Origin of the sequence: Photobacterium rosenbergii, from assembly GCF_033022775.1 — a bacterium.
GTDB lineage: Bacteria > Pseudomonadota > Gammaproteobacteria > Enterobacterales > Vibrionaceae > Photobacterium > Photobacterium rosenbergii_A.
Genome location: NZ_JAWJZI010000006.1, coordinates 219,170 through 245,544 on the forward strand (window position 1 = coordinate 219,170; position 26,375 = coordinate 245,544).

Below are 26,375 nucleotides of genomic sequence, written 5' to 3' on the forward strand. Positions count from 1 at the left end.
CAAACTGATAAAAAGCATTCGCTGAATAGGTCAAAGTAATTTAAAACTCGTTATTAAAGGCATCGTGCCAATTAATTTTTTTCACATCCCTGAATACTTTCTGAATAAAGCATTCGAGTTCATTTAAACGAGTAACTTTAAATTAACCGAAAAAAAGGTGGGTTGTAATTATATTTCGCAGGGCCATACGATAGTTCAGGGTGAATCTTTGACAATTATCAAGATTCAGACCGAATACAGCATAACATCAGTCATAAAGTTGAAACAAAGTATGAATTAGACCCAGATCTAACAGAATTAATACCTCCGAAATATCGAAATATGAAATTTTACAACACAAAATAAAAGGCTTAACGTGCTCACATTAAGCCTTTTCATGCTTTTGTTTTGGTTAATAAAACGCTAAACCGGATTATCTATATCGATAAACGAGACGTCGAAATTATGTTTATCGGCTAAATACTCACCTAATGATTTTATTCCATAACGTTCAGTTGCATGATGGCCAGCACTAAAATAATGAATACCCAATTCTCGGGAAATATGAACTGTTCTTTCGGAAATTTCTCCAGAAATAAAAGCATCCAAACCTTTATTTGCTGCTAATTCTATAAAGTCTTGGCCGCCACCAGTACACCATCCCACCGTTTTAATTTCCTTTGGTGCATTATCGCCAATATGCAAAGGTTCACGATGCAAGGTAATCGACAGCCTTGCCGCCATTTCTTCACCACTCAAAGGTTGGGCAAGTTGACCATAAATGGCGACTGAGTTCGGATTCCCCTCTTCCAAACCACCTAATACTTCGATATCCAGCAGTTCAGCCAGCTTTGCGTTGTTACCCAATGTTGGGTGGACATCCAGCGGCAGGTGGTAGGCATACAAGTTGATACCATTCTCAATAAGGGCTTTGATACGACGATATTTCATGCCGCGAATTTCTGCCGGCTCCCCTTTCCAGAAGTAACCATGGTGGACCAGCAGCGCATCAGCCTGCTCTTCGATAGCACGGTCAATCAATTCCTGGCAGGCGGTTACCCCTGTAATGATCCTCTTGACCTCGGACTTACCCTCGACCTGCAGGCCGTTCGGGCAGTAATCTTTGATTTGATGGGGACTCAGTAGCTCGTTTAGTACTGACTCAAGTTGGATATTGTTCATCATCTATTTCCTTCTCCTCAATAGCGATATTCTATACCCAAACCCCGATAGCTGTTGATCTTTTCCTATACCCTGTCTCTATGGCTAATTAACGCAACAAAAAAGCTGCCGGCCGGCAGCTTTATCAAGTAAGGTCATATATATGAGGCGCTGGCACTTAGTAAAGGTGCTGGGCCGCCAGCTCGGTCTGGGTCAGCCAAACGGGTTTGGTACTGGTTTTCAACCAGACCCGATGAAGGTAGCTATATAGCTTTGAGCGTGTTTCCACTGGAGTGAACATCATGACGGGAAAGGTCACTACGCCGACAGTGACAACAAACGCACGGCGTACAAAAATACGCAATGGTGAATAGCGAGTATACATAACGCCTCCTTGGCCAAGCAGAACAACATACTGGTCTTATTGTTCCAATCTATTGAAATATCCTAGAGTCAACACTCTAAAACAGGCTATTTCATAGTCTATATCATTATAAAAAGAAGGGTTTTATAGCAAAATGTCTACTCTTTACAATAACACTACGGCTAGGGATCATGCTGATAACAGCTTCCACGCTATACTTGCCCTCCCACCACTATTAGACGGCCATCCATTCATCGCAGACCAACGCTGGCTGGATGAATTTGCCAGTAATGCCATTATCCCACAAGGTATCGAGTACCAGGGTGGACGCCGCTTGGGCTTTTTCTACCAATGGCTATGGCAGCAACTGATCACGCACCACCCATGCTATGAACTACTGGCAGAGGAAATCCAACTCAGTGTCGACAAACGCACTCTCGGCGCGGTCGATTTCCTGGTTAACAACTTGAAGACGGGTGAAGTGGAGCACTGGGAAGTCGCCATCAAGTTTTACCTCGCGTTTGAACAAAGGTGGCCAGGTCCTAATGCCCGTGATGATCTGGATAAAAAAGCCAACAAAATGCTCAGTCATCAGCTTATGCTGTCTGCTCACCCGGCCTTTGTTGAGCAGTATCAGGCACAATTTGGCCAAATAAGTCAGCGAAGGTTGATCATGCAGGGGCGTATATTTTATCCCGCCTTTGATGATTATATCGGTTCAGGGATCCAGCTTGCTGCAGAGGCTGCCCAAGGCTTGTGGTGTTATTCAGAGCAAGCCGCTAAGCTCAACTTGAAGCCGATCGCCAAGCCCGAGTGGATCGCCCCACCCCGTTATAGCCAAATTGCCGAAGAGCCCGCACTAATTACAGTCAGTAACCCGACAATGGCCATCGCCCCCGATGACAAGGTATGGTTTGTGATGCCCGAACACTGGCCGCACTCTTCCATGAAAAAATAGTTCAATGCCTCAATAGCCCATAGCCCATAGCCCATAGCCCATAATATAGGCATAAAAAACGCCCGCTCTAAAGAGCGGGCGTTTTCACAATCAATCCCGAGATATTACAGGCCAGCGTCGGCAAATACCTTGCTGACAATTTCCTGTGCTTCTTTCTCAATCAAAGCCAAGTGCTCTTTGCCCTTGAAGCTCTCGCAGTAGATCTTGTAGATATCTTCAGTACCCGACGGACGTGCGGCAAACCAACCGTTCTCAGTGGTCACTTTAAGGCCACCGATAGCCGCACCGTTACCCGGCGCGTGGGTCAGACGTGCAGTGATAGCATCACCAGCCAGCGTTTCAGCCGCCACCATCTCAGGAGATAGCTTGCTAAGTACTGCTTTCTGCTCACCGTTAGCCACCGCTTGTAGGCGGTTGTACTCTGAAGCGCCGTGCTTAGCAGCCAGCTCTTCGTAGTACTGCTGTGGGTTCTTGCCCGTTACTGCTGTGATTTCAGCAGCTACTAGGCAAAGCAAGATACCATCTTTATCGGTAGACCAAGGCGTACCGTCCATGCGCAGGAAAGATGCGCCCGCACTTTCTTCGCCGCCGAAGCCAAGCTCTCCGCTGTATAGACCATCAACGAACCATTTGAAGCCAACAGGTACCTCACACAGTTCACGGCCCAGATCAGCCACCACACGGTCGATCAAAGCACTTGATACCAAGGTCTTACCTACCGCAACTTGCTGTGCCCAATCCGGACGGTGACGGTATAGGTAATCAATACATACCGCTAGGAAGTGGTTCGGGTTCATCAAACCAGCAGGCGTGACGATACCGTGGCGGTCGTAATCTGGGTCGTTGCCGAAGGCCAAGTCGTACTTGTCTTTGTGTGCCAGCAGGCCAGCCATCGCGTAAGGCGATGAGCAGTCCATACGAACCACGCCGTCTTTGTCTAGCGACATGAAACGGAAAGACGGGTCGATAGACTCGTCCACCAAGGTAAGATCCAGACCGTAATGTGCCGCGATCTGGCGCCAGTACTCGATACCAGAGCCACCTAGTGGATCAACACCGATTTTCAGGTTGGCTTTCTGGATAGCTGCCATATCGATGACATTAACCAGATCGTCAACATAAGGTGCAACCAAGTCACGCTCTTCAACCAAGTCGCTCGCAAACGCCTCTTCAATAGAAACACGCTTAACATCAGCCATGCCTGCTGCAATGATCTCATTAGCGCGGGTTTCAATCGCTGTAGTTAGTGCACCTTCCGCCGGGCCACCGTGGACAGGGTTGTATTTGATCCCGCCATCCTGTGGTGGGTTGTGCGATGGGGTAATAACGATACCGTCAGCTTTATCCGCGTGCACCTTGTTATGGCACAAGATAGCATGAGATACACCCGGAGTTGGGGTATAGCCCCGGCCCTGCTGGATAACCACCTGTACGCCGTTCGCCACCAGCACTTCAAGGGTCGAAGTAAAAGCTGGCTCTGACAGAGCGTGGGTATCTTTACCTAGGAAAAGTGGACCTGTTACGCCATTGGCCGCTCGAACTTCAGCTACCGCCTGAGCAATAGCCCAGATGTGGTGCTGGTTAAAAGTTCCTTTGTCGGCAGTACCGCGGTGACCAGAAGTGCCGAAAGCGACCTTCTGCTGCGGATTTTGAGCACTAGGCTCAATCAGGAAATAATTTGCCACCAACGCGGGAATATTGTGCATATCTTCTTGCTGGGCGCGTTGCCCCGCACGAGGATGAATAGCCATTAACGTATCCTTGTAAAAATTAAATTGGCATATTGCCGGTTAAATTTCACCGCAAACTTTTTCAATGATATCGCCACCGAAGCTCATCTTGACCATCAGTTGTTCAACCATCTGACGTTTACGATCAGTATTCGTATTCGTGATCACCCAGAAAGGTGTATTCGGAATTTGCTTAGGCTTGGTTGTTTTACCACTAGCTAGCAGTTTCTCTTCAGTATCGGCGAAGTAAATACGGGTACGCCCTTTAATAGCAGCCGCTTCAGAGAAACCTTGAGGATCAATACGATAAAGCGAGGTCAATACCAGCATAAATCGGCCAATCGCTTTTTCCTGCACGGCAAATTCGTCAGAAATCAGCAAAGAACGCATCTCTTTAACGCGATCAGTATTTGGTACCACGTTGCCCGCATCTTTGCTCACCACTACGCCTTTCGGACGTACCGGCATAACCACCTCATGCTGCAAGGTCGCTACAGATTGTTCAGGCATCATCAGCAAGCGGCGCAGGATATCCGAAGCACTTTCACCAATGTGCTGGGTCTGGCTTGCGATATAACGATATAGCTCTTCGTCTACCTCAATAGTCTTCATCGTAGTGTTCATTATCGTTCCGTTTAAAAATCACCGAGGGATTATAACGTGATCCGAGGTTATACTCTACGGTAAAGCGTTAACTACAAGAGAAAATAGTCAGTGAATCTTCATTACCAAGTCGATGGCCAGGGCGATGCGATCGTCTTGATCCACGGCCTATTCGGCAGTGCCGACAACCTCGGCCTTATGGCCAGATCATTGAAAGATAAATATAAAGTGATCAGTGTTGATCTACGCAACCATGGCCGCTCACCACACAGCGATCAATTTACCTACCGCGAAATGGCACTGGATGTCCTCAACGTTATCGACCAGCTCGACATCGAGCGCTTCTCGCTGATTGGTCATTCTATGGGCGGCAAGGTGGCAATGGCAGCAACCGAGATCGCAGCTTCCCGAATCAACCATCTGTTAGTGTTGGATATGGCCCCGGTGCACTACCATGTCCACCGCCATGAAAACGTGTTCAACGGCCTGCGCGAAGTCTCACGCCACCCCGTCAGCAAACGCAGTGAAGCCGAGCCTCTGTTGGCCAAACACGTGGTCGAACCTGGCGTTCGCCAGTTCCTGCTGAAATCCTTCGCCAAGCAAGAAAACGGCCTATTCGACTGGCGCTTCAATGTCGAAGGCTTGATTGCCAACTATGCCACCATCATGGGCTGGCAGGACATCACCCCGTTTACCGGCAAGACCCTGTTCATCAAGGGTCAAAATTCGGAATATATCCTGCCGGAGCACCGCACGGCTATCGGCACCCAGTTTCCCAACGCCAAAGCGCATTTAGTCGCCAATACCGGCCATTGGTTGCATGCCGAAAAACCGGAAACGGTCAATCGCATCATTTTGAACTTCTTGCAAGCTGCTTAGCGTTAACAGGCGGGCCTTGTCTATGATATAGTGCGCGTCTGGCTCAAAAATGACGATAATGTGGAAAGGAGACACAAATGTTGTATGAGCACATGGATTTGCTTGAATCTATTGGGCTGGATTTGCTCTTTGCCGCGATATTTTTCTTTATCGGCATGGCCATTAAAGATGTGCTAAAACAAGGCAATGTTCCGCCTTTTGGCCGAAAAATCGTCTGGCTGGTCCTTTTCCTTGGATGTGCCGGATTTATTACCAAAGGCCTTATCCAAATCAGCTGGGAAGGCGCTGGCATCGGCTAAAACTGAACGAATACTTTCATTGGTTGCCAAAAGCAGCAACGCGCTGACTTTAGATACCGCAACCACTGACCGTCAGGGTATACTCCTGACAAGGCTATTTCTATCGTTGGCAAGTAAGCTAACGGTCAACATTAATTACGGGTAAATTCTACTATGGCAAGTGTAGGACTCTTCTTTGGTAGCGACACTGGTAACACAGAAGCGGTCGCTAAAATGATCCAGAAACAACTGGGCAAAAAGCTAGTTGAAGTCAAAGATATCGCAAAGTGCAGCAAAGAAGATATCGACAACTTTGACCTACTGTTGCTAGGTATCCCTACTTGGTACTACGGTGAAGCACAGTGTGACTGGGATGACTTCTTCCCAGAGCTAGAGCAAATTGATTTCTCAACCAAACTTGTAGCGATCTTTGGCTGTGGCGATCAGGAAGACTACGCTGAGTACTTCTGTGATGCGATGGGCACGGTACGTGAAATCGTGGAAGGCCGTGGCGCAACTATCGTAGGCCACTTCTCTACTGAAGGTTTTGAGTTCGAAGCTTCTAAAGCCCTAGTTGATGACAACCACTTTGTCGGCCTATGTGTTGACGAAGACCGCCAACCAGAATTGACTGAACAACGTGTTCAGAGCTGGGTTAACCAGATTTACGATGAAATGTGTCTGGCTGAGCTAGCTGACTAATTAAGTCATTGATTCAAAAAGCCGGGCCCAGCCCGGTTTTTATTTTCTGGCGTATCTAGGATTAGGATAACGCATGCCCCTCATCAAGTGCTTCTTCGCCATCTGGGTCTTGCACCTCACGGTACTGTGGTTTTTTGCGAACATACAGCACCCGCTTTACTTCTGATACCACATCCCCCCGGGTGTTTTTTACCTGGACCACAAATTCTGGAAAGAATTTGTCCCCATTTGCCGTTGCCTTGAGGATTTGACTCAGAAGATCTTCGCTGATCAAAAAGTCGGCGTATAAATCCGTATTGCCAGGCTTAATGAAGTGGATTTCGGCCTGTTTATCCCAGACATAATACTCCTTGCCCAGGATCCCAATTAACATCAATGCATAGACAGGATCGGTCAGCGAAAAAATGCTACCTCCGTATTGAGTACGATTAGCATTTTTATTCCACCATCTTAACTTTAACTTGATTTGTACTTCGCGAAAATCCTCAGAAATGCGAACAATACGTATTCCTGCTCCCCAGAAAGGAGGCCAGAGATTCAGGGCAAACTTGACGATTGCCGGGCGATAAAAGCGATACACGGCGGTATTCCCTTATAGCTGGTACGATGAGTTCATTCTAACGCGCAATCGTACATTTTAACAACATTTGGATAACAAAAAGAAAAGTTAGATATCAGTAAGATTGACCCGTTTTAAGGTTTATTGTTACCTTGAGGTCACTTATAATGAGAAAAGAAGAGAAAGACTACCGTACCATGAGGGTACGGGTAGCCAATAGGAAACTCCAATGTCAGATAACAATCACGCACTAAAACAAGCTGGCCTGAAAGTAACCCTTCCACGCCTAAAGATTCTGGAAGTGCTACAACAACCGGATTGCCAGCATATCAGTGCTGAAGACTTGTACAAGAAACTAATCGATATCGGTGAAGAAATTGGCTTGGCGACGGTATACCGCGTATTGAACCAATTTGATGATGCCGGCATCGTTACACGTCACCACTTCGAAGGCGGAAAATCTGTATTCGAGCTGGCGACACAGCATCACCATGACCACCTAGTTTGCTTGGACTGCGGCAAAGTTATCGAATTCTCTGACGAGATCATCGAAGAACGCCAAAAAGAAATCGCTGCTAGCTTCAATGTTCGTCTTACCAACCACAGCCTATACCTATATGGTCACTGTGCCGAAGGCAACTGCCAGGAAGACAGCACACTGCACGACAAAAAATAATTAAGCTCAAGTAAAAAACAATAAGGCCGGGAGCTCAACACTTGGCCACTCATCCAGCTTAGCATTTGTTGTTGTATACCCATAAAAAAACCAGCCTTTCGGCTGGTTTTTTCATATCAGACTAGGGGGAAGCTCAGCGATTAGTCGCCAATTTTCGCCCAAGTATCGCGCAAACCAACGGTGCGGTTGAAGACCAACTTCTCTTTAGAAGAGTCTTTGCTATCAGCACAGAAGTAGCCCATACGCTCGAACTGGAACGCTTTCTCTGCTTCTGCTTCAACCAATGAAGGCTCAACAACGCCGTTCATCACGGTCAGTGACTCAGGGTTGATCACAGAAACGAAATCATCAGCTGCACCAGGGTTTGGTACCGTAAATAGGCGATCATATAGACGAATTTCAGCTGGAATACCCTGCTCAGCAGAAACCCAATGAATTACACCTTTCACCTTACGGCCATCAGCTGGGTTCTTACCTAGCGTCTCGTTATCGTAAGTACAGAAGATAGTCGTGATGTTACCCTCTTCGTCTTTCTCGATACGCTCAGCCTTGATCACGTAGGCACCACGTAGGCGAACTTCTTTGCCTAGCACCAGACGCTTGTACTTCTTGTTCGCTTCTTCGCGGAAGTCTTCACGCTCGATGTACAGTTCACGGGTGAAAGGTACTGAACGGCTGCCCATCTCAGGCTTGTTCGGGTGGTTAGCCACGTCAAGCATTTCAGCATCGCCTTCGAAGTTCTCGATCACCACTTTAACTGGATCCAGAACAGCCATCGCACGTGGGGCGTTCTCGTTCAGGTCGTCACGGATACAAGACTCCAGCGAGCTCATCTCGATGGTGTTATCTTGCTTGGTGACACCGATACGCTTACAGAACTCACGGATTGATGCAGGTGTGAAACCACGGCGGCGCAGGCCAGAGATAGTCGGCATACGTGGGTCATCCCAACCGTTAACCAAGTTCTCGGTCACTAGCTGGTTAAGCTTACGCTTGGACATTACCGTGTATTCCAAGTTCAGACGGCTGAACTCGTACTGACGCGGCTGGCAATCAATAGTGATGTTATCCAGCACCCAGTCGTACAGACGGCGGTTGTCCATAAACTCCAAGGTACAGATAGAGTGCGTAATGCCTTCCAGCGCATCAGAAATACAGTGGGTGAAGTCATACATCGGGTAGATGCACCACTTGTCGCCAGTCTGGTGGTGAGTTGCAAAGCGTACGCGGTAGATCACCGGATCACGCATCACCATAAACGGTGAAGCCATATCGATTTTGGCACGAAGACACATCTTGCCTTCTTCCACCTCGCCGTTCTTCATTTTTTCGAACAGCTCAAGGTTTTCTTCTACGCTGCGATCACGGTATGGGCTGTGCTTACCGGCCTCGGTAAGGGTGCCGCGGTATTCGCGCATTTGCTCTGGACTTAGCTCATCAACGTACGCTAAGCCTTTATTAATCAATTCAATAGCAAACCCGTACAGCTTATCGAAGTAGTTCGATGAGTAACAAATCTCACCGCTCCACTCAAAGCCCAACCAGTTAACATCGTTCTTAATAGACTCAACGTATTCGATGTCTTCTTTCTCAGGGTTAGTATCATCGAAACGAAGATTACATTGGCCCTGATAGTCCTGAGCAATACCGAAGTTCAAACAAATAGATTTCGCATGGCCGATATGCAGGTAACCATTTGGCTCCGGCGGGAATCGGGTATGTACGCTTGTATGTTTGCCACTTGCTAAATCCGCATCAATGATCTGGCGGATAAAGTTAGTTGGACGAGCTTCAGATTCACTCATCAATTACACCTCGTGTGCTTACAGGATTTTTAAGTCCCCTATGATCCATAAATATAGGGGCCGACTCAACAAATAGTGTACATTGTTTGTCGATATGAATAAAAAAACCCCGCAATAGTGCGGGGTCTTGGATATATTTGGCCGACCTGGCCGGTATCGCTGACTTAGAATGCAATAATTAAGGCAGTTTTACCGCTGATAGGTCTTCGTTTGGAGAGACTTTTTTCATCTCGCCCGCTACGATTTCAGCCAGTGGGCCTAGGATAACCTGTAGGTTGTTCGAACCCAGCTTAACCACACCCATCGCACCCAGTGCTTTCAGTGTCTTCTCGTCAGCAAGGCTGCTGTCTTTTAGCGTCAGGCGTAGACGAGTGATACATGCATCGATGTTTTCCAGGTTAGATACGCCACCTAGAGCTTTGATGTATTGCTTAGCTAGCTCACCAGTTTCCTGAGAACCTGCGCCTTCTGCCACTTCATCTTCTTCGTCTTCACGACCTGGCGTCTTCAGGTTGAACTTGACGATAACGGTACGGAAGATTGCGTAGTACAGGCCGAAGAATACTAGGCCCTGTACAACCAGCATGTACCAATTAGTCGCCAGCGGGTTACGGCTCTGAAGAACCATATCCACCAGACCTGCAGAGAAACCGAAGCCAGAAATCCACTGCATTGATGCAGCAATGTATACTGAGATACCTGTCAGTAGTGCGTGCAGAACGTACAGGCCTGGAGCTAGGAACATGAAGGCGAATTCTAGCGGCTCAGTCACACCGGTGAAGAATGATGCGAAACCTGCTGCAATCATGATAGAAGCAACTTTCTCTTTGTTCTTCGCTTTGGCTGTGTGGTACATCGCAAGAGCAGCACCTGGTAGACCGAACATCATGATTGGGAAGAAACCACCCATGTAGATACCCGTTACTCCTGGAGTTGCAACACCAGCGTCGATTGATGCCTGACCACCAAGGAAGTTAGGAAGGTCGTTGATACCCGCTACGTCGAACCAGAATACCGAGTTCAGTGCGTGGTGTAGGCCTACAGGAATAAGTAGACGGTTGAAGAAGGCATAGATACCGGCACCAACTTCGCCAAGGCCCTGGATGCCTTCACCGAACGATACCAGACCACCGTATACTGCAGGCCAGATGTACATCAGTACAAAAGCAATCAGAATTCCGGCAATAGACATCAGGATAGGTACAAGGCGCTTACCTGAGAAGAACGCCAGTGCTTTATGCAACTCGACACTTGAGAAACGGTTGTAAATTTCAGCCGCAACGATACCCACCAAGATACCAACAAACTGGTTGTTGATCTTACCGAAGGCCGCAGGCACGGCACTTGCGTCAATCCCCTGAATCTGAGCGACTGTGCCCGGAGCAAGTAGCGTCGTAACAACAAGGAAACCAACGAAACCAGATAGTGCCGCTGCACCATCCTTGTCTTTGGACATACCGTATGCAACACCCACTGCAAACAGTACTGACATGTTATCGATGATTGCCGAACCAGCCTTGATCAAGAAGGCAGCAAGTGCACTGTTGGCACCCCAGCCGTTTGGATCAATCCAGTAACCGATACCCATTAGAATTGCAGCTGCAGGCAGCGTGGCGACTGGCACCATCAGCGCTTTACCTACTTTTTGAAAATATCCAAGAATGTTCACCCTTAGTTCCCCCTATGGTTTTCTTAGATTCGATGTTGGATAACTTATTTTAGTTACCCGATTAAGTTACTTGCAGTTTAAGAATTTTATTTCGCCCCGCAAATTAAAACGTCATCATTTGTGACCTAAGTCACCAGTAAGGGCAATTGACAGGCGATTTTGCTAGCTCGATCATAAAACTTATTTTATTATGCAAAACAAATGCGATATCACGCTATGATTTAACTGTAATTTTATTTTGGAATGAGGTGTCACTGTGAGACTAATCCCACTGAATGAAGCTAAAGATGTAGGTTTGTGGTCGGCTCGCTATATTGCTGATCGTATTAACAAATTTGAGCCAACAGCGGAACGTCCTTTTGTACTGGGCCTACCAACAGGTGGCACCCCGCTGGCAACCTACAAGCGACTTATCGAGCTTTATCAAGCAGGTGAAGTAAGTTTCAAGCATGTTGTTACTTTCAACATGGACGAATACATCGGTATCCCGGCTGACCACCCAGAGTCATACCGCAGCTTCATGTTCAACAACTTCTTCAATCACGTTGATATTCAAGAAGAAAATATCAACCTGCTCAATGGTAATGCCGAAGATGTTGAGGCTGAGTGCCAGCGCTACGAAGACAAAATCAAGTCATACGGCAAAATTAACCTGTTCATGGGTGGCGTGGGCAACGACGGCCACATCGCATTCAACGAGCCGGCATCCTCTCTTGCTTCTCGTACCCGCATCAAGACCCTGACAGAAGATACCCGCATCGCGAACTCCCGTTTCTTCGATGGCGATATCAACCAGGTGCCAAAATACGCGCTAACGATCGGTGTCGGCACGCTGCTAGATTCAGCGGAAATCATGATCCTGGTAACAGGCCACAACAAAGCGCTAGCCCTGCAGGCTGCGGTTGAAGGTTCTGTCAACCACCTATGGACGGTTTCTGCCCTTCAGCTACATCCTAAATCTCTGATTGTGTGCGATGAACCATCTACGCAAGAGCTCAAAGTGAAGACAGTCAAGTACTTCCGAGAGCTAGAAGCAGAAAACATCAAGCACCTGTAATTAAGGAGTTATTCATGTACGCGCTAACCAACTGCCGCATTTACACCGGTAGCGATGTGCTGAATAACCACGCCGTCATTATTGACGGCGTGAACATTCACGCTGTCTGCCCTGTTTCAGAACTACCGACTGATATCGAAATCCGCGATCTTGATGGTGCCAACCTGACCCCTGGCTTCATCGACCTGCAATTAAACGGCTGTGGCGGTGTCATGCTCAATGACGAAATCAATGCCGATACTATCCACACCATGCACCGTGCCAACCTAAAATCCGGTTGCACCAGCTTCCTGCCGACGCTCATCACCTCTTCTGACGAAGACATGAAAGCCGCCATTGCCGCAGAGCGTGAGTACCAGAGCCAATACCAGAACCATTCACTGGGCTTGCACCTGGAAGGCCCTTACCTGAATGTGATGAAAAAAGGTATCCACTCCGTTGACCATATCCGTCGCTCGGACGCTGACATGATCAGCACCATCTGCGACAACGCCGATGTGGTAACCAAAGTGACCCTGGCCCCGGAGCTAAACGACCATAGCCATATCGAGCAACTGGTCGAAGCCGGTATCGTGGTATCGGCCGGCCACACCAACGCCACTTATGTCGAAGCCCGCAAAGGTTTTGCATCAGGCATTACCTTCGCCACCCACCTGTTCAATGCCATGACACCGATTGCAGGCCGCGAGCCGGGCATGGTCGGGGCCATTTACGACACGCCTGAAGTGTATACCGGGGTGATTGCCGATGGTTTCCATGTCGATTATGCCAATATTCGCATGGCCCACCGCATGAAAGGCGACAAACTTGTTTTGGTCACCGATGCAACTGCACCTGCAGGAGCAGACATTGATCACTTTATTTTTGTCGGCAAGAAAGTATATTACCGGGATGGTAAGTGTGTTGATGAAAATGGCACACTTGGTGGTTCGGCACTGACGATGATCGAAGCGGTTCAGAACAGTGTCGAGCATGCAGGTATCGCCCTGGACGAAGCGATTCGTATGGCAACCCTCTACCCTGCTCGCGCTATCGGCGTAGATCAGAAATTGGGCGCCATCAAAAAAGGCATGGTAGCAAACCTGGCCATTTTTGATCGTGACTACAAGGTTCGGGCGACTGTTGTTAACGGTGAATACGAGCAGAATTAACTATGACAGGCGGACAAATTGGTAATGTTGATCTGGTAAAGCAGCTAAATAGTGCAGCTGTTTACCGGCTCATCGACTTGCAAGGCCCTATATCGCGAATTCAGGTAGCTGATGTCAGTCAGCTTGCACCTGCAAGTGTTACTAAAATCACCCGCCAACTGCTGGAGCGCGGCCTGATCAAAGAGGTCGCGCAGCAGGCTTCCACCGGGGGCCGGCGTGCAATTTCGCTGACCACAGAGTCAGCGCCTTTCCACTCGATTGCGATTCGCCTCGGGCGAAACTACATCGAGCAAACTATTTATGATCTCAGCGGCAAACACATTGTCGGCTCTGCGCATCCTTTCCACTACGCCAACCAGCAAGAACTCATCGATGGCTTGCTGGAGCATATCCGCAAATTCATTGCTGACAACCAGAACGTGCTGCGTGAATTGGTTGCCTTTGGTATTACCCTTCCGGGCCTTATTGACCCGGAAAGCGGTGTGGTTGAATACATGCCTCATATCGATGTCGACAACCTGCCACTGTCAGAAATTATTACCGAAAAGTATGGCGTTGCCTGCTTTGTTGGCAATGATATCCGCGGCTTGGCGTTGGCCGAACATTACTTTGGTTCGAGCAAAGACTGCAAAGACTCTATCCTTGTCAGCGTTCACCACGGTACCGGTGCCGGGATCATCGTCAACGGCCAGGTATTCCTGGGCTATAACCGTAATGTCGGCGAGATCGGTCACATCCAGATCGACCCGTTGGGCGACAAGTGTCAGTGCGGCAACTTCGGTTGTCTCGAAACCGTCGCAGCCGATCCGGCGATTATCCGCCATGTTCAGGCGCTGCTGGACCAAGGCTACCCGAGCTCACTGCAGGAGCTGGAAGATCTCACCATGCCAGCCATCTGTGAAGCAGCCAACAAGGGTGATGAGCTAGCCAGCCAAGCCTTGATCAAGGTGGGCAACCAGCTGGGCAAAGCCTTGGCGATGACGATTAACCTGTTCAATCCGCAGAAGATCATTGTGGCCGGTAACATTACCCACGCTAAAGATGTGATTTTCCCGGCTATCCGCCGCTGTGTGGAAACCCAGTCGCTGTCGACTTTCAACAAAGACCTACCGATTGTTGAGTCTCAGCTCTACACCCAGCCTACCATCGGTGCTTTCTCCATGATCAAGCGCGCAATGCTCAACGGTGTCTTGTTACAGCGCTTGCTTGAAGAGTAAGCCAAACTAAGTAAAGAGCGATGAGATTGGCTTTCTAAGTTATTCATCCTGTTACAAAATATTAAGGGCAGTCGCCAGACAGGTGACTGCCCTTTATGTTATATTTCGCCAATCCATAAAGTACCCTCATTGATAGAGGTACCGATCCAACAGCCAGCCCTCACTTCTAATTTATCCATATTCGGGCCTGGCAAAGCACCATAAAGGAAGTCAGCCTAGCATGGAACTTATCTACATCATCGCCGCCTTTCTGGCTGGCTTTATCGCACTGCGGTGCAAGCTGCCACCTCTGGTGGGCTTTCTGGTTGCAGGTTTCGCCCTCAATACCGCAGGTTATGAATCGACGCCGGTCTTATCGACGCTGGCGGATCTCGGTGTCACCCTGTTGCTGTTTACCATCGGCCTCAAACTTGATGTCAAAACCCTTCTCGCCAAGGAGATTTGGGGCGGAGCGACCCTGCATAACTTGCTAACAACCGGGATATTTACCCTTGCCCTGCTGATATTAAAACAGCTCGGCATAGGCATGATGGCCGATCTCGATGTGGTACAGCTTGCGCTTCTGGCTTTTGCCCTATCGTTCTCCAGTACGGTATTTGCCATCAAGGCCCTACAGGAAAAAGGCGAGCTCAATGCCACCTACGGTACCCTTGCTATCGGTATCCTGGTTATGCAGGATATTTTTGCGGTGATCTTCCTGACCGTCTCAACCGGTAAGATCCCTGAAATTACCGCACTCGCCCTGTTCGCACTACCCTTGCTACGCCCGTCCCTGTTTAAAATCCTCGACCGTGCCGGACACGGTGAGATGCTGGTGCTCTACGGCGTTTTCCTTGCACTGGTCGCCGGAGCCGGCCTGTTTGAGTTGGTGGGAATGAAGGGAGATCTCGGAGCTCTGATCATGGGGATGATGCTTGCAGCCCACCCCAAGTCATCGGAAATGTCCAAGTCGCTATTCAATTTCAAAGAGCTATTGCTAGTTTGCTTCTTCCTCAATATCGGCTTGGCAGAGCAACCGACACTCGACGGCTTGCTAATGGCGCTACTGCTGATGGTAATGCTGCCGCTCAAGGGAATTTTGTACTACGTCATCTTTAACTTGTTCCGCTACAGGGTACGTACTTCCCTGCTTGGTACCCTGACCCTGTTCAACTACAGCGAATTCGGCCTGATTGTCGGTGGTCTGGCCTATAAGATGGGCATGCTACCGGGCAGTTTCCTAGTGGCTATTGCGATTGCAGTATCCCTCTCCTTCCTAGTGGCGGCACCACTCAACAGCCTTGGCCATAAGCTATACAAGGATGCTTCCAAGTGGCTCAAAGAATTCGAGCCAGAGAAACTCAATGCCAGCGATCGCTTGATTGATTTGGGCGAGAAGCAAGTCCTGATCCTTGGTATGGGCCGCATCGGCAGCGGGGCCTACGACGAGCTGGTAGAGACCTATGGCAACAATGTCATTGGTGTCGAAGCCCGGGAAGACTCTGTCGAGCTGCACAAAGAGCAAGGCCGCCACGTTATCCACGGCGATGCTACCGACTCGGATTTCTGGGCCCGGGTCATTTCCAAACAAAACATCAAGCTGATCCTTTTGGCAATGCCACACAGCCAGGCCAATAGCTTCGCCCTCGAGCAGATCCGCGAGCGCAATTACCAGGGCCAAATCGCTGCCATTGCTAAATACGGTGATGAAGAGGAAGAATTGAAGGCTCTGGGAGTCGATGCCGCCTTCAATATCTACCATGAGGCCGGTAGTGGTTTCGCCCGTCATGTGTGCGAACATTTGACGCCACAAATTAAGTCCAGCTAATTTTCTACACTCCTAGATCAAACGGCAGCTTCGGCTGCCGTTTGTTTTTATGCGCAAAATATCGCCCACCTTTAACTTTTATTCGCTTATTTCCATTTTTATTAAATATTATTCAGACAAAGCTCTTTTTGTTTATTGATTTGAAATTGATGGTTGCAATTTATTATCGAATACGCAATTTTAACAATTAACAAGGGACAGCCTCGCTGGTTCCGACATTTTTCATGGATAGCAACATTAGTTAATTTTGGGGTAGGAAGTATGTGTTCAGTATTTGGGATCCTAGACATCAAGAGTGATGCAGCAGCATTACGTCACACCGCTTTGGAAATGTCTAAAAAAATGCGCCACCGCGGCCCTGACTGGTCTGGTATTTATTCGTCAGAGAAAGCCATTCTGGTTCACGAGCGTCTGGCTATCGTCGACCTGAACAGCGGTGAACAGCCTCTGTACAACGCTGACAAAACACATGCCCTTGCTGTCAACGGTGAGATCTACAACCACAAAGAGCTGCGTGCGGAGTTTGCACCTGATTACCCTTTCCAGACCGAGTCTGACTGTGAAATTATTCTTGCACTTTACAAAGAGAAAGGCCCTGAGCTACTTGATTACCTAAACGGTATTTTCGGTTTCATTCTCTATGATGAGCAAGAAGATGCTTACCTGATTGGCCGCGATCATATCGGTATCATCCCGCTCTACCATGGCTACGATGAGCACGGTAACTACTACGTTGCTTCTGAAATGAAGTCATTGGTGCCGGTATGTAAAACAATCAGTGAATTCCCTCCTGGCCACTTCCTATGGAGCAAGGCAGGCGAACCAACCCGCTACTACAAGCGCGACTGGATGGAGTTCGAAGCCGTTGCCGACGCCAAGACCGACAAAGTCGCCCTGACCGATGCGCTGGAAAGTGCGGTCAAACGCCAGCTGATGACGGACGTCCCTTACGGGGTATTGCTGTCCGGAGGCCTAGACTCATCAGTGATTTCCGCTATCACCAAAAAATTTGCCGCTCGCCGTATCGAAGACAACGAAGAGTCTGATGCATGGTGGCCAACCCTGCACTCCTTCGCCATCGGCCTGGAGGGGGCGCCGGATCTCAAAGCGGCCAAAGAGGTTGCTGACAGCATCGGTACCGTTCACCACGAGCTGACATACTCGATTCAGGAAGGCCTGGATGCGATCCGCGATGTGATTTACCACATCGAGACCTATGATGTGACAACTATCCGTGCATCGACACCTATGTACCTGATGGCGCGTAAAATCCGTGCCATGGGTATCAAGATGGTGCTGTCCGGTGAAGGTGCCGATGAAGTGTTCGGTGGCTACCTGTATTTCCACAAGGCGCCGAACGCCAAGGAATTCCACGAGGAGACCGTTCGTAAGCTGCTGGCTCTGAACATGTTTGACTGTGCCCGTGCCAACAAGTCGATGGCGGCCTGGGGTATCGAAGCACGTGTGCCATTCCTCGACAAAGAGTTTCTGGAAGTGGCTATGCGCCTGAACCCTGAAGACAAGATGTGTGGCAACGGCAAGATGGAGAAACACATTGTCCGCGAATGCTTCGGTCATTACCTGCCAGAATCGGTAGCATGGCGCCAGAAAGAGCAGTTCTCAGACGGTGTTGGCTACAGCTGGATTGATACTTTGAAAGAAGTGGCTGAGGCAAAAGTGTCAGATCAGCAACTTGAAACGGCGAAGTTCCGCTTCCCATACAACACGCCAACCACCAAGGAAGCCTACGCCTACCGCGAAATTTTCGAAGAGCTGTTCCCGTTGGAAGACGCGGCGAAATGTGTACCGGGCGGCCCGTCTATCGCGTGTTCAAGTGCCAAAGCGATTGAGTGGGACGAGAGTTTCAAGAACAGTGCCGATCCATCAGGCCGTGCGGTAGCCGCCGTGCATAACGAAGCTTATTAATACCTTGCAAGCATACGAGTGATGCTACACATGGTAAAAAAACGAGAGCCGCCTGGCTCTCGTTTTGTTTTCATGCACTGAAGGGCTAGAAGTAGAAACGGGTACCGAAGATGAAGCGGGTAAAACTGTCTTCAACACCGTCTTTAGTTACACTGATATCATCTGTGGCGATGTTGTAGTTGACCTCGGCACTTATCGCGACATGCGGGTTGATGAAATACTTCACACCACCGGCAAGCTTGATGTTAAGCGCGGTGACATCTTCAAAATCAAAATCAAAGTCGCCATCATCACCGGAAAGGTTAGCCACTTGGGCAGCAGCCCCGAGGTAAGGCACCCAGTTGGTGGTGTTGGTGAAGTTGTACTCGGTAAAAGCACCCAATTGGAACTGCTGGGTACTATCGCTCATGCTGACATCCAGCACCCCGCCAATTTCCCAATTGTTGCGGATAAAATAGCCATAGGACGTATTGAGCACGAATAGGTAATCATCGACATAATCAAGATCCAGGCTACCCTGTAAGGCAAATTCCTGCGTGCCCTGCTCCAGGGTCACAGCCGCAAACGCTGAGGGTGCGCCCAATACGGCGATCACTGCCATTGCCACTGCATGTTTTTTCATGATTATTCTCTCCTTGTGGTGTAGGTCAAATAATCATAGGTCTAAAAAAACAAAAAAGGCCAACCAATGTTGACCTTTTTATTCTGAGGAAAAGAAATTATCGTTCCCAGTAAGCTTCTTCCAAGCTGTCCTCACGCTCCGGCAGGCCGCGAGACAAACGTGGCGAGTGCTGGGCCAGCACTTCGTAGCTCACACGGTTCGAGTACAAGCAAATCTGGGAGAACGACGAGTAAGTCAGGAAGTCAAACTGGTGCTTGCTCGATTTCGGCACATTCTCTTTGTGATAGCGGTTAGCAGACATGTCGTGCAGTAGTGCAGACAGTGCGCCATCACCAGCACCGTTGGTGTTCTTGATCCGCTCAGGGCCACCCATGTATGGGGCAATGTGCGAGTACACCTTAATCGGGTTCTGACACTCCGCTTTCAGCATCGGGCGGCTGAACTCGTAGCGGTTGAACTCAGGAATTTCACCCGGTAGAAGCGGCAGGCTGGTTTCACGCTTGGCTTCTTCTTCGGTGTAGCCTGCAGTGTAAAGGCCGACAGGACCAGCTGTGCACAGTACCAAATCAACCCACTCAAGGGTTTTCTCAGAAGCGATCAATGGATCAGACTCGCCGGTCAGCGCTTCTGCTTCGTCTTCGTTCATCGCAACCACGGTGACGTGATCACGCAGGAAGTCACGCCACCACTGCGGATCGTCTTCGATCACAAACTTGGTGCCCAATGTCAGTACCACAGGTACATCATGCTTTTTCGCGTACTCGATCGCCTTCATGGTTGCTTCAGGCATCGGATCGCCATCTTTACAACGTACCAAGTAAGCTGTCAGTACCAGGGCAGAAGCACGCTTGAATACATCTTCAGGGATACTGCTTGGCTCAAGCTGGTTCATACGGCCTTCGTTGATCGCGAAGGTACGCTCACCTTCTTTGGAGATCAAAGCAAAGCAACGGCCAATCGGACCATTTACCGGTTGCAGGTGGTTCATGTCCATGCGGCTTGAGGTGTTGCACAGATAACGGTAGGCGTAGCTGCCGATTTCGATATCTTTACTCATCACACCCAGTAGTACAGACTTATCATCAGCCAGCACCGAGTAGTTATGAAGAGTGTTACCGATAGTACCACCAGCGAACTCGTGGCTGATCAGCTCTTTGTCTTTTAGCTCGCGGTAAAGGGCTTCCGCTTTCTCATCGGAGATAACCAGCGAGTGGCCTTTACTTAGCTCATAGCGTTCCAGGAATTCATCTTCGACACATGCTTCAATATCAACCAGTGTCTGGTCAATACCGACAATATGCGTACGTGTTAGCCGCTTGTCTTGCTTAGCTTGACTAAGAAGAGGATCACGAGCATGGACCGGGAAGTAGTGCTTAGATTTGCGTTGGCCTGGAAATTTCATGTCAATGAGCTGTCTGTTGAGAAATTTTTGCGAATTCTATCACAGAATATAGAACAAAAAAGAAAAAGCTCTCACAGAATGCGAGAGCCCCATCATCAATTAGGCAATATTCCCATACAGGGTGTTCATCATTGTCGCCACCCTACCGCCAAAGGCGCAACCTACCACCCTTGGCTATGCTGCTGCACCAGCGAAGCCATCAAATCGATATGGGCAGGGTTATCGTTCAAACAGGGGATCAGGTTGAAACTCTCGCCTCCCGATTCAAGGAAAACCTCTTTACAGCCTTCGGCAATTTCTTCCAAGGTCTCGAGGCAATCTACCGAAAATGCAGGGCAAATGACATCCAGACGCCTAACCCCTTTCTGGGCCAACTCACGAATAGTGCCTTCAGTGTAAGGTTTGAGCCATTCCTCCCGACCGAAAATCGACTGATAGCTCATGCTCATTTTCTCACGCGGCATATCAAGTTGTTCAGCCAGCAAAGCTGTAGTGCCGTTGCAGTGGTCAGGGTACGGATCGCCATTGTCAGCATATCGTTTCGGGATACCATGAAACGAACACAGCAAATAATCGGCTTTACCGTTCTTTTGCCAAAAGTCATTCACCGATTCAGCCAGCGCGGAAATATAGCCCGGATGGTCGTAATAATGGTTCACAAAGCGCAGCTCGGGAATATCAGCCCTTGCCTTGAGCACTTTTGCCACCTTGTCGAAGACTGCAGCTGTCGTGGTACGTGAATACTGCGGGTACAAAGGTAATACCAATACACGCTCGCAGCCTTGCTGTTTCAGTGCATCAAGGCCGTCAAGCATACTCGGGCTACCGTAGGTCATCCCCAACTCAACCGGCACACCGAGCTTATCAGACAAGGCCTGCTGCTGGCGCTTCGAATACACCATCAATGGTGACCCCTCATCCATCCACACCGATTGATACAACTTGGCGACCTTCGGCGAGCGGACTGGCAAAATGACACCGTGCAGAATCGGGCACCACAACCAGCGGTTCATATCGACCACCCGGTGATCATGGAGGAATTCAGACAAGAAACGCTTCACCCCTGCCGGCGTGGCTTCATCAGGCGTACCCAGGTTAACCAGCAGCACCCCGTATGGGCGGGTTTGATTATTGTTATTTGTACTTTGCTCGCTCATATTATCCTTCACGCTTACGGCGGTTTTGGTCAATGGATATTACTGTATCAGTTTTCTTTTCAGTCGGTTATACCTTGTGTGGCATTATTTGGATCATTTTTCTGCCCCATAAAAAAACGGGCTGGCCAAAGGCCAACCCGTTTCTGAACTTTCAAGCAGCTTGCAATTAAGCCAGTGCTTTTTCCAGCTCTGCGCTTACAGCAGCTACAGGCTGAGTACCATCGAATTTCAGGTACTTAGTGTTGCCCGCGTCTGCTTCTTTGTTGTAGTAAGCAATCAAAGGTGCAGTCTGCTCGTGGTATACGCCTAGGCGAGCACGTACTGTTTCTTCTTTGTCGTCATCACGAACAACAAGATCTTCACCAGTCACATCGTCTTTACCTTCAACCTTAGGCGGGTTGTATACTGTGTGGTAAGTACGGCCAGAAGCTAGGTGGGCACGACGGCCAGCCATACGCTCAACGATCACATCGTCAGCTACGTCGAACTCGATCACGTAGTCAACGTCTACGCCGATTTCTTTCAGACCGTCAGCCTGAGGGATCGTACGTGGGAAGCCGTCAAGCAGGAAGCCTTTTGCACAGTCGTCTTCAGCAATACGCTCTTTAACCAGACCAAGGATGATGTCGTCTGACACAAGCTGGCCAGCATCAATGACGGATTTCGCTTGTTTACCTAGCTCAGTACCTGCCTTGATTGCTGCACGTAGCATGTCACCAGTAGAGATTTGTGGAATACCAAATTTCTCCATGATGAATTGTGCCTGAGTACCTTTACCTGCACCTGGAGCGCCCAGAAGAATGATGCGCATCTTGTTCCCCTTTAGATTTGAATGGAGTTTTCAAAGAAGTGAAAAATACACTGATTACGCCGCAGTCGCAAGCCCAGTCCCCGACTGGGCAGCGATTACATGCTGTATCAGAATACAATTTGACACCGGTAGCAGGCGATTAGACCTTAGTCCTACCCTGCTCCGGTTCAATACCATTAGCCGTTATGCCAACAACTTGTTAACGGCGGCAAGGAACTGAGACGGATCATCCATGCTTCCCTTCTCGGCCAGCATCGCTTGGCCCAGCAGCATTTCTACCCAACGGCCAAAGGTTTCTTCGTCCGCTTCATCAGCCATCTTGCTCACCAACGGGTGCTCAGGGTTCAGCTCGAAAATGTACTGTACTTCAGGTGCATCATGTCCAGCCGCAGCCAGCAGCTTCGCCATCTGAGTGCCCATTTCATTCTCGTCGGTCACCACAACCGCAGGGGTGTCCTTGAGCTTGAACGTGGTACGTACATCTTTCACACGCTCACCAAGGTAAGTTTTAGTGCGCTCAACCACAGACTGGAAGGCTTCTTCCGTTTCCTTGCGCTTTTCTTTCTCTTCTTCCTGCTCAAACGCAGAAAGGTCAAGATCCGCCTTGGTGATCGCCTGAAATTGCTTACCATCAAACTCTGGCAGGTGGCCCATCAACCACTCGTCGATGCGGTCGTGCATTAGTAGCACTTCTAGCCCCTTGGCACGGAATTGCTCGAGGTGCGGGCTGTTCTTCGCCGCGCTGAAGCTATCGGCGGTCAGGAAGTAGATCTTATCCTGGCCTTCTTTCATGCGCTCGATGTAATCGGTTAGCGATACGGTCTGTTCAACCGTCTCGGCATGAGTCGAGCTGAAGCGCAGCAACTTGGCGATTTTCTCGCGGTTAGCAAAGTCTTCAACCGGGCCTTCTTTCAGTACCTGGCCGAACTCGTTCCACAATGTCTGGTATTTCTCAGCATCGTTGTTTGCCAAGCGATCCATCATTGTAAGTGCACGCTTGGTGCAGGCTTTGCGTAGCGACTGGGTGACTTTATTATCCTGCAGGATTTCACGCGATACGTTCAGAGGCAGATCGTTAGAATCAATCAGGCCACGCATAAAGCGCAGGTAAGACGGCATGAACTGCTCGGCATCGTCCATAATAAAGACGCGCTGAACATATAGTTTCAGACCATGCTTGCTGTCACGGTTGTACAGATCCCACGGCGCCTTTGACGGGATGTAAAGCAAACTGGTGTAGTCCTGCTTACCTTCAACACGGTTGTGGCTCCAAGTCAGCGGCTCAGCAAAGTCATGGGAGACATGCTTATAGAATTCTTTGTATTCTTCTTCTGAAATATCTGACTTGTTGCGGGTCCAGAGCGCTTGCGCCTTGTTGATCTGCTCCCACTTACGGCCGGTCTCTTTGCCTTCCTCGTCACGCTCCACAGTCTGGATGTGAACTGGGATACCAATATGGTCAGAGTATTTCCCGATAATGTCACGCAGGCGGTGCTCGCTCAGGAACTCTTTCTCTTCTTCACGCAGGTGAAGAACGATGTCAGTACCACGGCTTTCTTTCTCGATATCTTCTACCGTGTAGTCGCCTTCACCGCCTGACTGCCATGAAACGGCTTGATCAGCCGCAACACCCGCCGCACGGGTATTTACAGTCACAGAGTCCGCCACGATAAAGGCCGAGTAGAAACCAACACCAAATTGGCCGATCAGTTGTGAATCTTTAGATTCATCTTCGCTTAGCTTGGCAAAGAAGTCTTTAGTGCCTGACTTGGCAATGGTACCCAGATGCTCAATCACATCATCACGGGTCATACCAATACCGTTGTCGCTGATGGTCAGCGTACCAGCCTGCTCGTTGAAAGACAGCTTCACGCCTAACTCGGCATCATTTTCATACAAGTCTGGCTGAGACAATGCACGAAAGCGCAACTTGTCGGCGGCATCGGACGCATTAGAAATCAACTCGCGCAAGAAGATCTCTTTGTTGGAGTACAAAGAATGGATCATCAGCTGCAGCAGTTGCTTCACCTCAGACTGAAAACCACGGGTTTCCTTATTGTTGTGGATAGTTTGTTCGCTCATTTCAACTCCGAAACTTGTATCAATAAACATTCGGGGATCTAAAACAGCCGCTTCTCGCAGCTACCCTTTACATTTCCCTTTATACATGTGGTCAAACGTAGCGATTTCAACCTAAAATACACGCTTTATGTTTTTGATGTTTTTTCAGAGCCATTTTTTATAATTTTTATATTCAGAAAAGATTCAGGGTTGTTGCGTATTATATGCGCACATAGTGTACCCTTGGTGCTAAAAATGAATAAATTAGAAAGTAAATTCCTAATTGGTCAACGCTTTTTGTTTGACCCATACGACAACAGCTTAATTGACCAACACGAAAATGATGAGCTTACCCGACTAGGTAGCAACGAAAGTCGAGCGTTAAGCCTACTCATTGAAGATCCAGGCGCGATCATTACCCGCACCCGCTTGCATGATTATGTTTGGCGCGAGCAAGGGTTCGAGGTCGATGATTCGAGCCTGACCCAGGCTATCTCCACCCTGCGTAAAGCACTCAAAGATTCCACCAAATCGCCCGAGTTCATCAAAACCGTACCAAAACGCGGTTACCAGATGATCGCGATGGTAGAATCTTTATCAGAAATTGCCTCAACGGCCAGTGCTGAGCAAGCAGAAACGCTTGCAGAGAAATTAGATGAACCATCAGAGGTAGAGCGCGAGCTGTTCGAGCACAGCCAGCAAGCAGCACCAACTAAAACTTATACTGCCGTCCCCCATTCTCAGCCCCCAAAACGCCCGCTACCAATGGCGGCCATTTCCGGGGTACTGGTACTGATTGCGCTGTTACTCCCTGTGATTGTTAATTTGAGCATGCCTCCAAAATCGGCAGCTTTCGATCAGTTCACCGTCGTCGATGATGTACCGGTATTGACCCCAACCAACCACCCATCTCTTGGTCAATGGGAAAGCATGATCACCCAGTGTGTTGAAAGTTATCTTGATTATCACTCCGATAAGAAGCGCCCAATGGAAATCATCGTATCCGGTGGTCAAAACGCCCAGCTTTGGGTCAACTACGTCCACTCGCACGACAACCCAGCCAAGAATGTCACCCTTCGTTTGTTGACTAGCCACAAGGACAATATCGCGATATGTCAGTAAATACCCACACGCAGTCAATCAAGCATTTCATTGCTAAATACTGGGCGTTTATCGTGCTTGGCCTGTCGGCCGTGTTCAGTGCTTGGCTATACTTTTCCAGCGACTACAAGCAAGAGCAGTTGCTGATCTCCCGTGAGTGGCAATCAAAAACCGTCAGCCGCGTTGAGGAAACAGAGCTGGAGCAACTTGGCATGCTGCGTCGTGTTGAGCAGACTAGCCATGTTGTTTACCTACCGAACAAGACGTATTCGCGTATCACCTTGATGCGATTATTCAGCGCCAATGAGCAGCCGCTAACGATTCATATTTCGGAGTCTGGCAACTGGGATGTCAGCGGTAAGTACCTGCTCACTGAACCGAAAGAGTTTAAAGATATCACCTCTGGTACCAATGAGGACTTCAAGCCTGAGCACCTTAAGATCATCAACCAGATCTACCGTATGGATGCCCAGCAGAGCCGCCGCATGGATATCATCGACGAGAAAACTATTCTACTAACTAGCTTGTCTTACGGCTCGCATATCCTCTACTCGCTGTAAGCTAACATTCGCAGCTAGAAATTTTTCAAACCGCTCAGAGATGGGCGGTTTTGTTTTTTTGGGAAAGCGGTGCTGTGGTGCTGTGGTGCTGTGGTGCTGTGGTGCTGTGGTGCTGTGGTGCTGTGGTGCTGTGGTGCTGT

At 49.0% G+C, this 26,375-nt stretch carries 24 protein-coding genes; 12 read left to right on the forward strand and 12 right to left on the reverse strand.

The window, feature by feature from the left end:
- Positions 1–402: 402 nt before the first annotated feature.
- Both R2X38_RS16655 and R2X38_RS16660 read right to left on the reverse strand, forming a co-directional pair.
- Positions 403–1,161 (reverse strand): Nif3-like dinuclear metal center hexameric protein, encoded by a 759-nt coding sequence (locus R2X38_RS16655; protein WP_317523474.1) that lies wholly within the window; start codon positions 1,159–1,161, stop codon positions 403–405.
- Between the two features lie 157 nt (positions 1,162–1,318).
- Entirely contained in the window at positions 1,319–1,525 is a 207-nt protein-coding gene (locus tag R2X38_RS16660; protein ID WP_317523450.1) for a DUF2517 family protein, read from the reverse strand.
- Between the two features lie 133 nt (positions 1,526–1,658).
- Here R2X38_RS16660 and R2X38_RS16665 point away from each other — a divergent pair, with 133 nt between their 5' ends.
- Entirely contained in the window at positions 1,659–2,462 is an 804-nt protein-coding gene (locus tag R2X38_RS16665; protein ID WP_317523451.1) for a DUF1853 family protein, read from the forward strand.
- A 104-nt stretch (positions 2,463–2,566) separates the two neighbouring features.
- Here R2X38_RS16665 and pgm read toward each other — a convergent pair whose 3' ends face one another.
- Positions 2,567–4,213, reverse strand: coding sequence for a phosphoglucomutase (alpha-D-glucose-1,6-bisphosphate-dependent) (gene pgm / locus R2X38_RS16670; RefSeq protein WP_317523452.1), 1,647 nt, complete (start codon positions 4,211–4,213; stop codon positions 2,567–2,569).
- A gap of 39 nt (positions 4,214–4,252) precedes the next feature.
- Positions 4,253–4,804 carry a replication initiation negative regulator SeqA gene (gene seqA, locus R2X38_RS16675; RefSeq protein ID WP_317523475.1) on the reverse strand — a complete coding sequence of 184 codons (552 nt, stop codon included), beginning with the start codon at positions 4,802–4,804 and terminating at the stop codon, positions 4,253–4,255.
- A gap of 102 nt (positions 4,805–4,906) precedes the next feature.
- On the opposite strand from seqA, the gene R2X38_RS16680 reads away from it, so the two are divergent.
- From R2X38_RS16680 to fldA, 3 genes are all read left to right on the forward strand, one after another.
- A complete protein-coding gene (locus tag R2X38_RS16680; protein WP_317523453.1) occupies positions 4,907–5,674 on the forward strand; it encodes an alpha/beta fold hydrolase in 768 nt (255 codons plus the stop codon).
- A 77-nt stretch (positions 5,675–5,751) separates the two neighbouring features.
- Positions 5,752–5,973, forward strand: a complete 222-nt coding sequence (locus R2X38_RS16685; RefSeq protein WP_107298499.1) for a DUF2788 domain-containing protein — start codon at positions 5,752–5,754, stop codon at positions 5,971–5,973.
- Positions 5,974–6,126: 153 nt separating this feature from the next.
- Positions 6,127–6,654 carry a flavodoxin FldA gene (gene fldA, locus R2X38_RS16690; RefSeq protein WP_107298498.1) on the forward strand — a complete coding sequence of 176 codons (528 nt, stop codon included), beginning with the start codon at positions 6,127–6,129 and terminating at the stop codon, positions 6,652–6,654.
- 61 nt (positions 6,655–6,715) lie between these two features.
- Here the strand turns inward: fldA and R2X38_RS16695 are convergent, their stop codons facing one another.
- Positions 6,716–7,234, reverse strand: a complete 519-nt coding sequence (locus tag R2X38_RS16695) for a DUF4442 domain-containing protein (protein WP_317523455.1) — start codon at positions 7,232–7,234, stop codon at positions 6,716–6,718.
- A gap of 208 nt (positions 7,235–7,442) precedes the next feature.
- Between R2X38_RS16695 and fur the strand changes: the two genes are divergently transcribed.
- Positions 7,443–7,889: a ferric iron uptake transcriptional regulator gene (gene fur, locus R2X38_RS16700; RefSeq protein WP_107298496.1), complete on the forward strand. Its 447-nt coding sequence runs from the start codon at positions 7,443–7,445 to the stop codon at positions 7,887–7,889.
- Between the two features lie 140 nt (positions 7,890–8,029).
- On the opposite strand, the gene glnS is transcribed toward fur, so the two are convergent.
- Together glnS and nagE are read right to left on the reverse strand one after the other, a co-directional pair.
- Positions 8,030–9,694, reverse strand: a complete 1,665-nt coding sequence (gene glnS / locus R2X38_RS16705) for a glutamine--tRNA ligase (protein ID WP_317523456.1) — start codon at positions 9,692–9,694, stop codon at positions 8,030–8,032.
- Between the two features lie 178 nt (positions 9,695–9,872).
- Positions 9,873–11,363 carry an N-acetylglucosamine-specific PTS transporter subunit IIBC gene (gene nagE, locus R2X38_RS16710; RefSeq protein WP_317523457.1) on the reverse strand — a complete coding sequence of 497 codons (1,491 nt, stop codon included), beginning with the start codon at positions 11,361–11,363 and terminating at the stop codon, positions 9,873–9,875.
- A gap of 256 nt (positions 11,364–11,619) precedes the next feature.
- Between nagE and nagB the strand changes: the two genes are divergently transcribed.
- The 5 genes from nagB to asnB all read left to right on the forward strand — a co-directional run bounded on the left by nagB (position 11,620) and on the right by asnB (position 18,521).
- The gene (gene nagB / locus R2X38_RS16715; protein ID WP_317523458.1) at positions 11,620–12,420 is read left to right on the forward strand and encodes a glucosamine-6-phosphate deaminase; all 801 of its coding nucleotides are present in this window, start codon (positions 11,620–11,622) and stop codon (positions 12,418–12,420) included.
- 14 nt (positions 12,421–12,434) lie between these two features.
- Complete coding sequence (nagA, locus tag R2X38_RS16720; protein ID WP_317523459.1) at positions 12,435–13,571, forward strand: N-acetylglucosamine-6-phosphate deacetylase; 1,137 nt, start codon at positions 12,435–12,437, stop codon at positions 13,569–13,571.
- 2 nt (positions 13,572–13,573) lie between these two features.
- Positions 13,574–14,788 (forward strand): ROK family protein, encoded by a 1,215-nt coding sequence (locus R2X38_RS16725; protein WP_317523460.1) that lies wholly within the window; start codon positions 13,574–13,576, stop codon positions 14,786–14,788.
- Positions 14,789–15,008: 220 nt separating this feature from the next.
- Positions 15,009–16,595, forward strand: coding sequence for a cation:proton antiporter family protein (locus R2X38_RS16730; RefSeq protein ID WP_317523461.1), 1,587 nt, complete (start codon positions 15,009–15,011; stop codon positions 16,593–16,595).
- 261 nt (positions 16,596–16,856) lie between these two features.
- Positions 16,857–18,521, forward strand: coding sequence for an asparagine synthase B (asnB, locus tag R2X38_RS16735; RefSeq protein ID WP_317523462.1), 1,665 nt, complete (start codon positions 16,857–16,859; stop codon positions 18,519–18,521).
- 85 nt (positions 18,522–18,606) lie between these two features.
- Here the strand turns inward: asnB and R2X38_RS16740 are convergent, their stop codons facing one another.
- The 5 genes from R2X38_RS16740 to htpG form a co-directional block, all read right to left on the reverse strand.
- Positions 18,607–19,143: an outer membrane beta-barrel protein gene (locus tag R2X38_RS16740; protein ID WP_317523463.1), complete on the reverse strand. Its 537-nt coding sequence runs from the start codon at positions 19,141–19,143 to the stop codon at positions 18,607–18,609.
- 97 nt (positions 19,144–19,240) lie between these two features.
- A complete protein-coding gene (locus R2X38_RS16745; RefSeq protein ID WP_317523464.1) occupies positions 19,241–20,545 on the reverse strand; it encodes an inosine/guanosine kinase in 1,305 nt (434 codons plus the stop codon).
- Between the two features lie 161 nt (positions 20,546–20,706).
- Positions 20,707–21,702: a ferrochelatase gene (gene hemH, locus R2X38_RS16750; protein ID WP_317523465.1), complete on the reverse strand. Its 996-nt coding sequence runs from the start codon at positions 21,700–21,702 to the stop codon at positions 20,707–20,709.
- Positions 21,703–21,868: 166 nt separating this feature from the next.
- Positions 21,869–22,513, reverse strand: a complete 645-nt coding sequence (adk, locus tag R2X38_RS16755) for an adenylate kinase (protein ID WP_107298486.1) — start codon at positions 22,511–22,513, stop codon at positions 21,869–21,871.
- A 183-nt stretch (positions 22,514–22,696) separates the two neighbouring features.
- Entirely contained in the window at positions 22,697–24,595 is a 1,899-nt protein-coding gene (gene htpG / locus R2X38_RS16760; RefSeq protein WP_317523466.1) for a molecular chaperone HtpG, read from the reverse strand.
- 234 nt (positions 24,596–24,829) lie between these two features.
- Between htpG and R2X38_RS16765 the strand changes: the two genes are divergently transcribed.
- Both R2X38_RS16765 and R2X38_RS16770 read left to right on the forward strand, forming a co-directional pair.
- Positions 24,830–25,696 (forward strand): transcriptional regulator, encoded by an 867-nt coding sequence (locus R2X38_RS16765; RefSeq protein WP_317523467.1) that lies wholly within the window; start codon positions 24,830–24,832, stop codon positions 25,694–25,696.
- Entirely contained in the window at positions 25,687–26,235 is a 549-nt protein-coding gene (locus R2X38_RS16770) for a regulatory protein ToxS (protein ID WP_317523468.1), read from the forward strand. Before R2X38_RS16765 ends, R2X38_RS16770 begins: the two co-directional genes overlap by 10 nt.
- Positions 26,236–26,375: the final 140 nt, after the last annotated feature.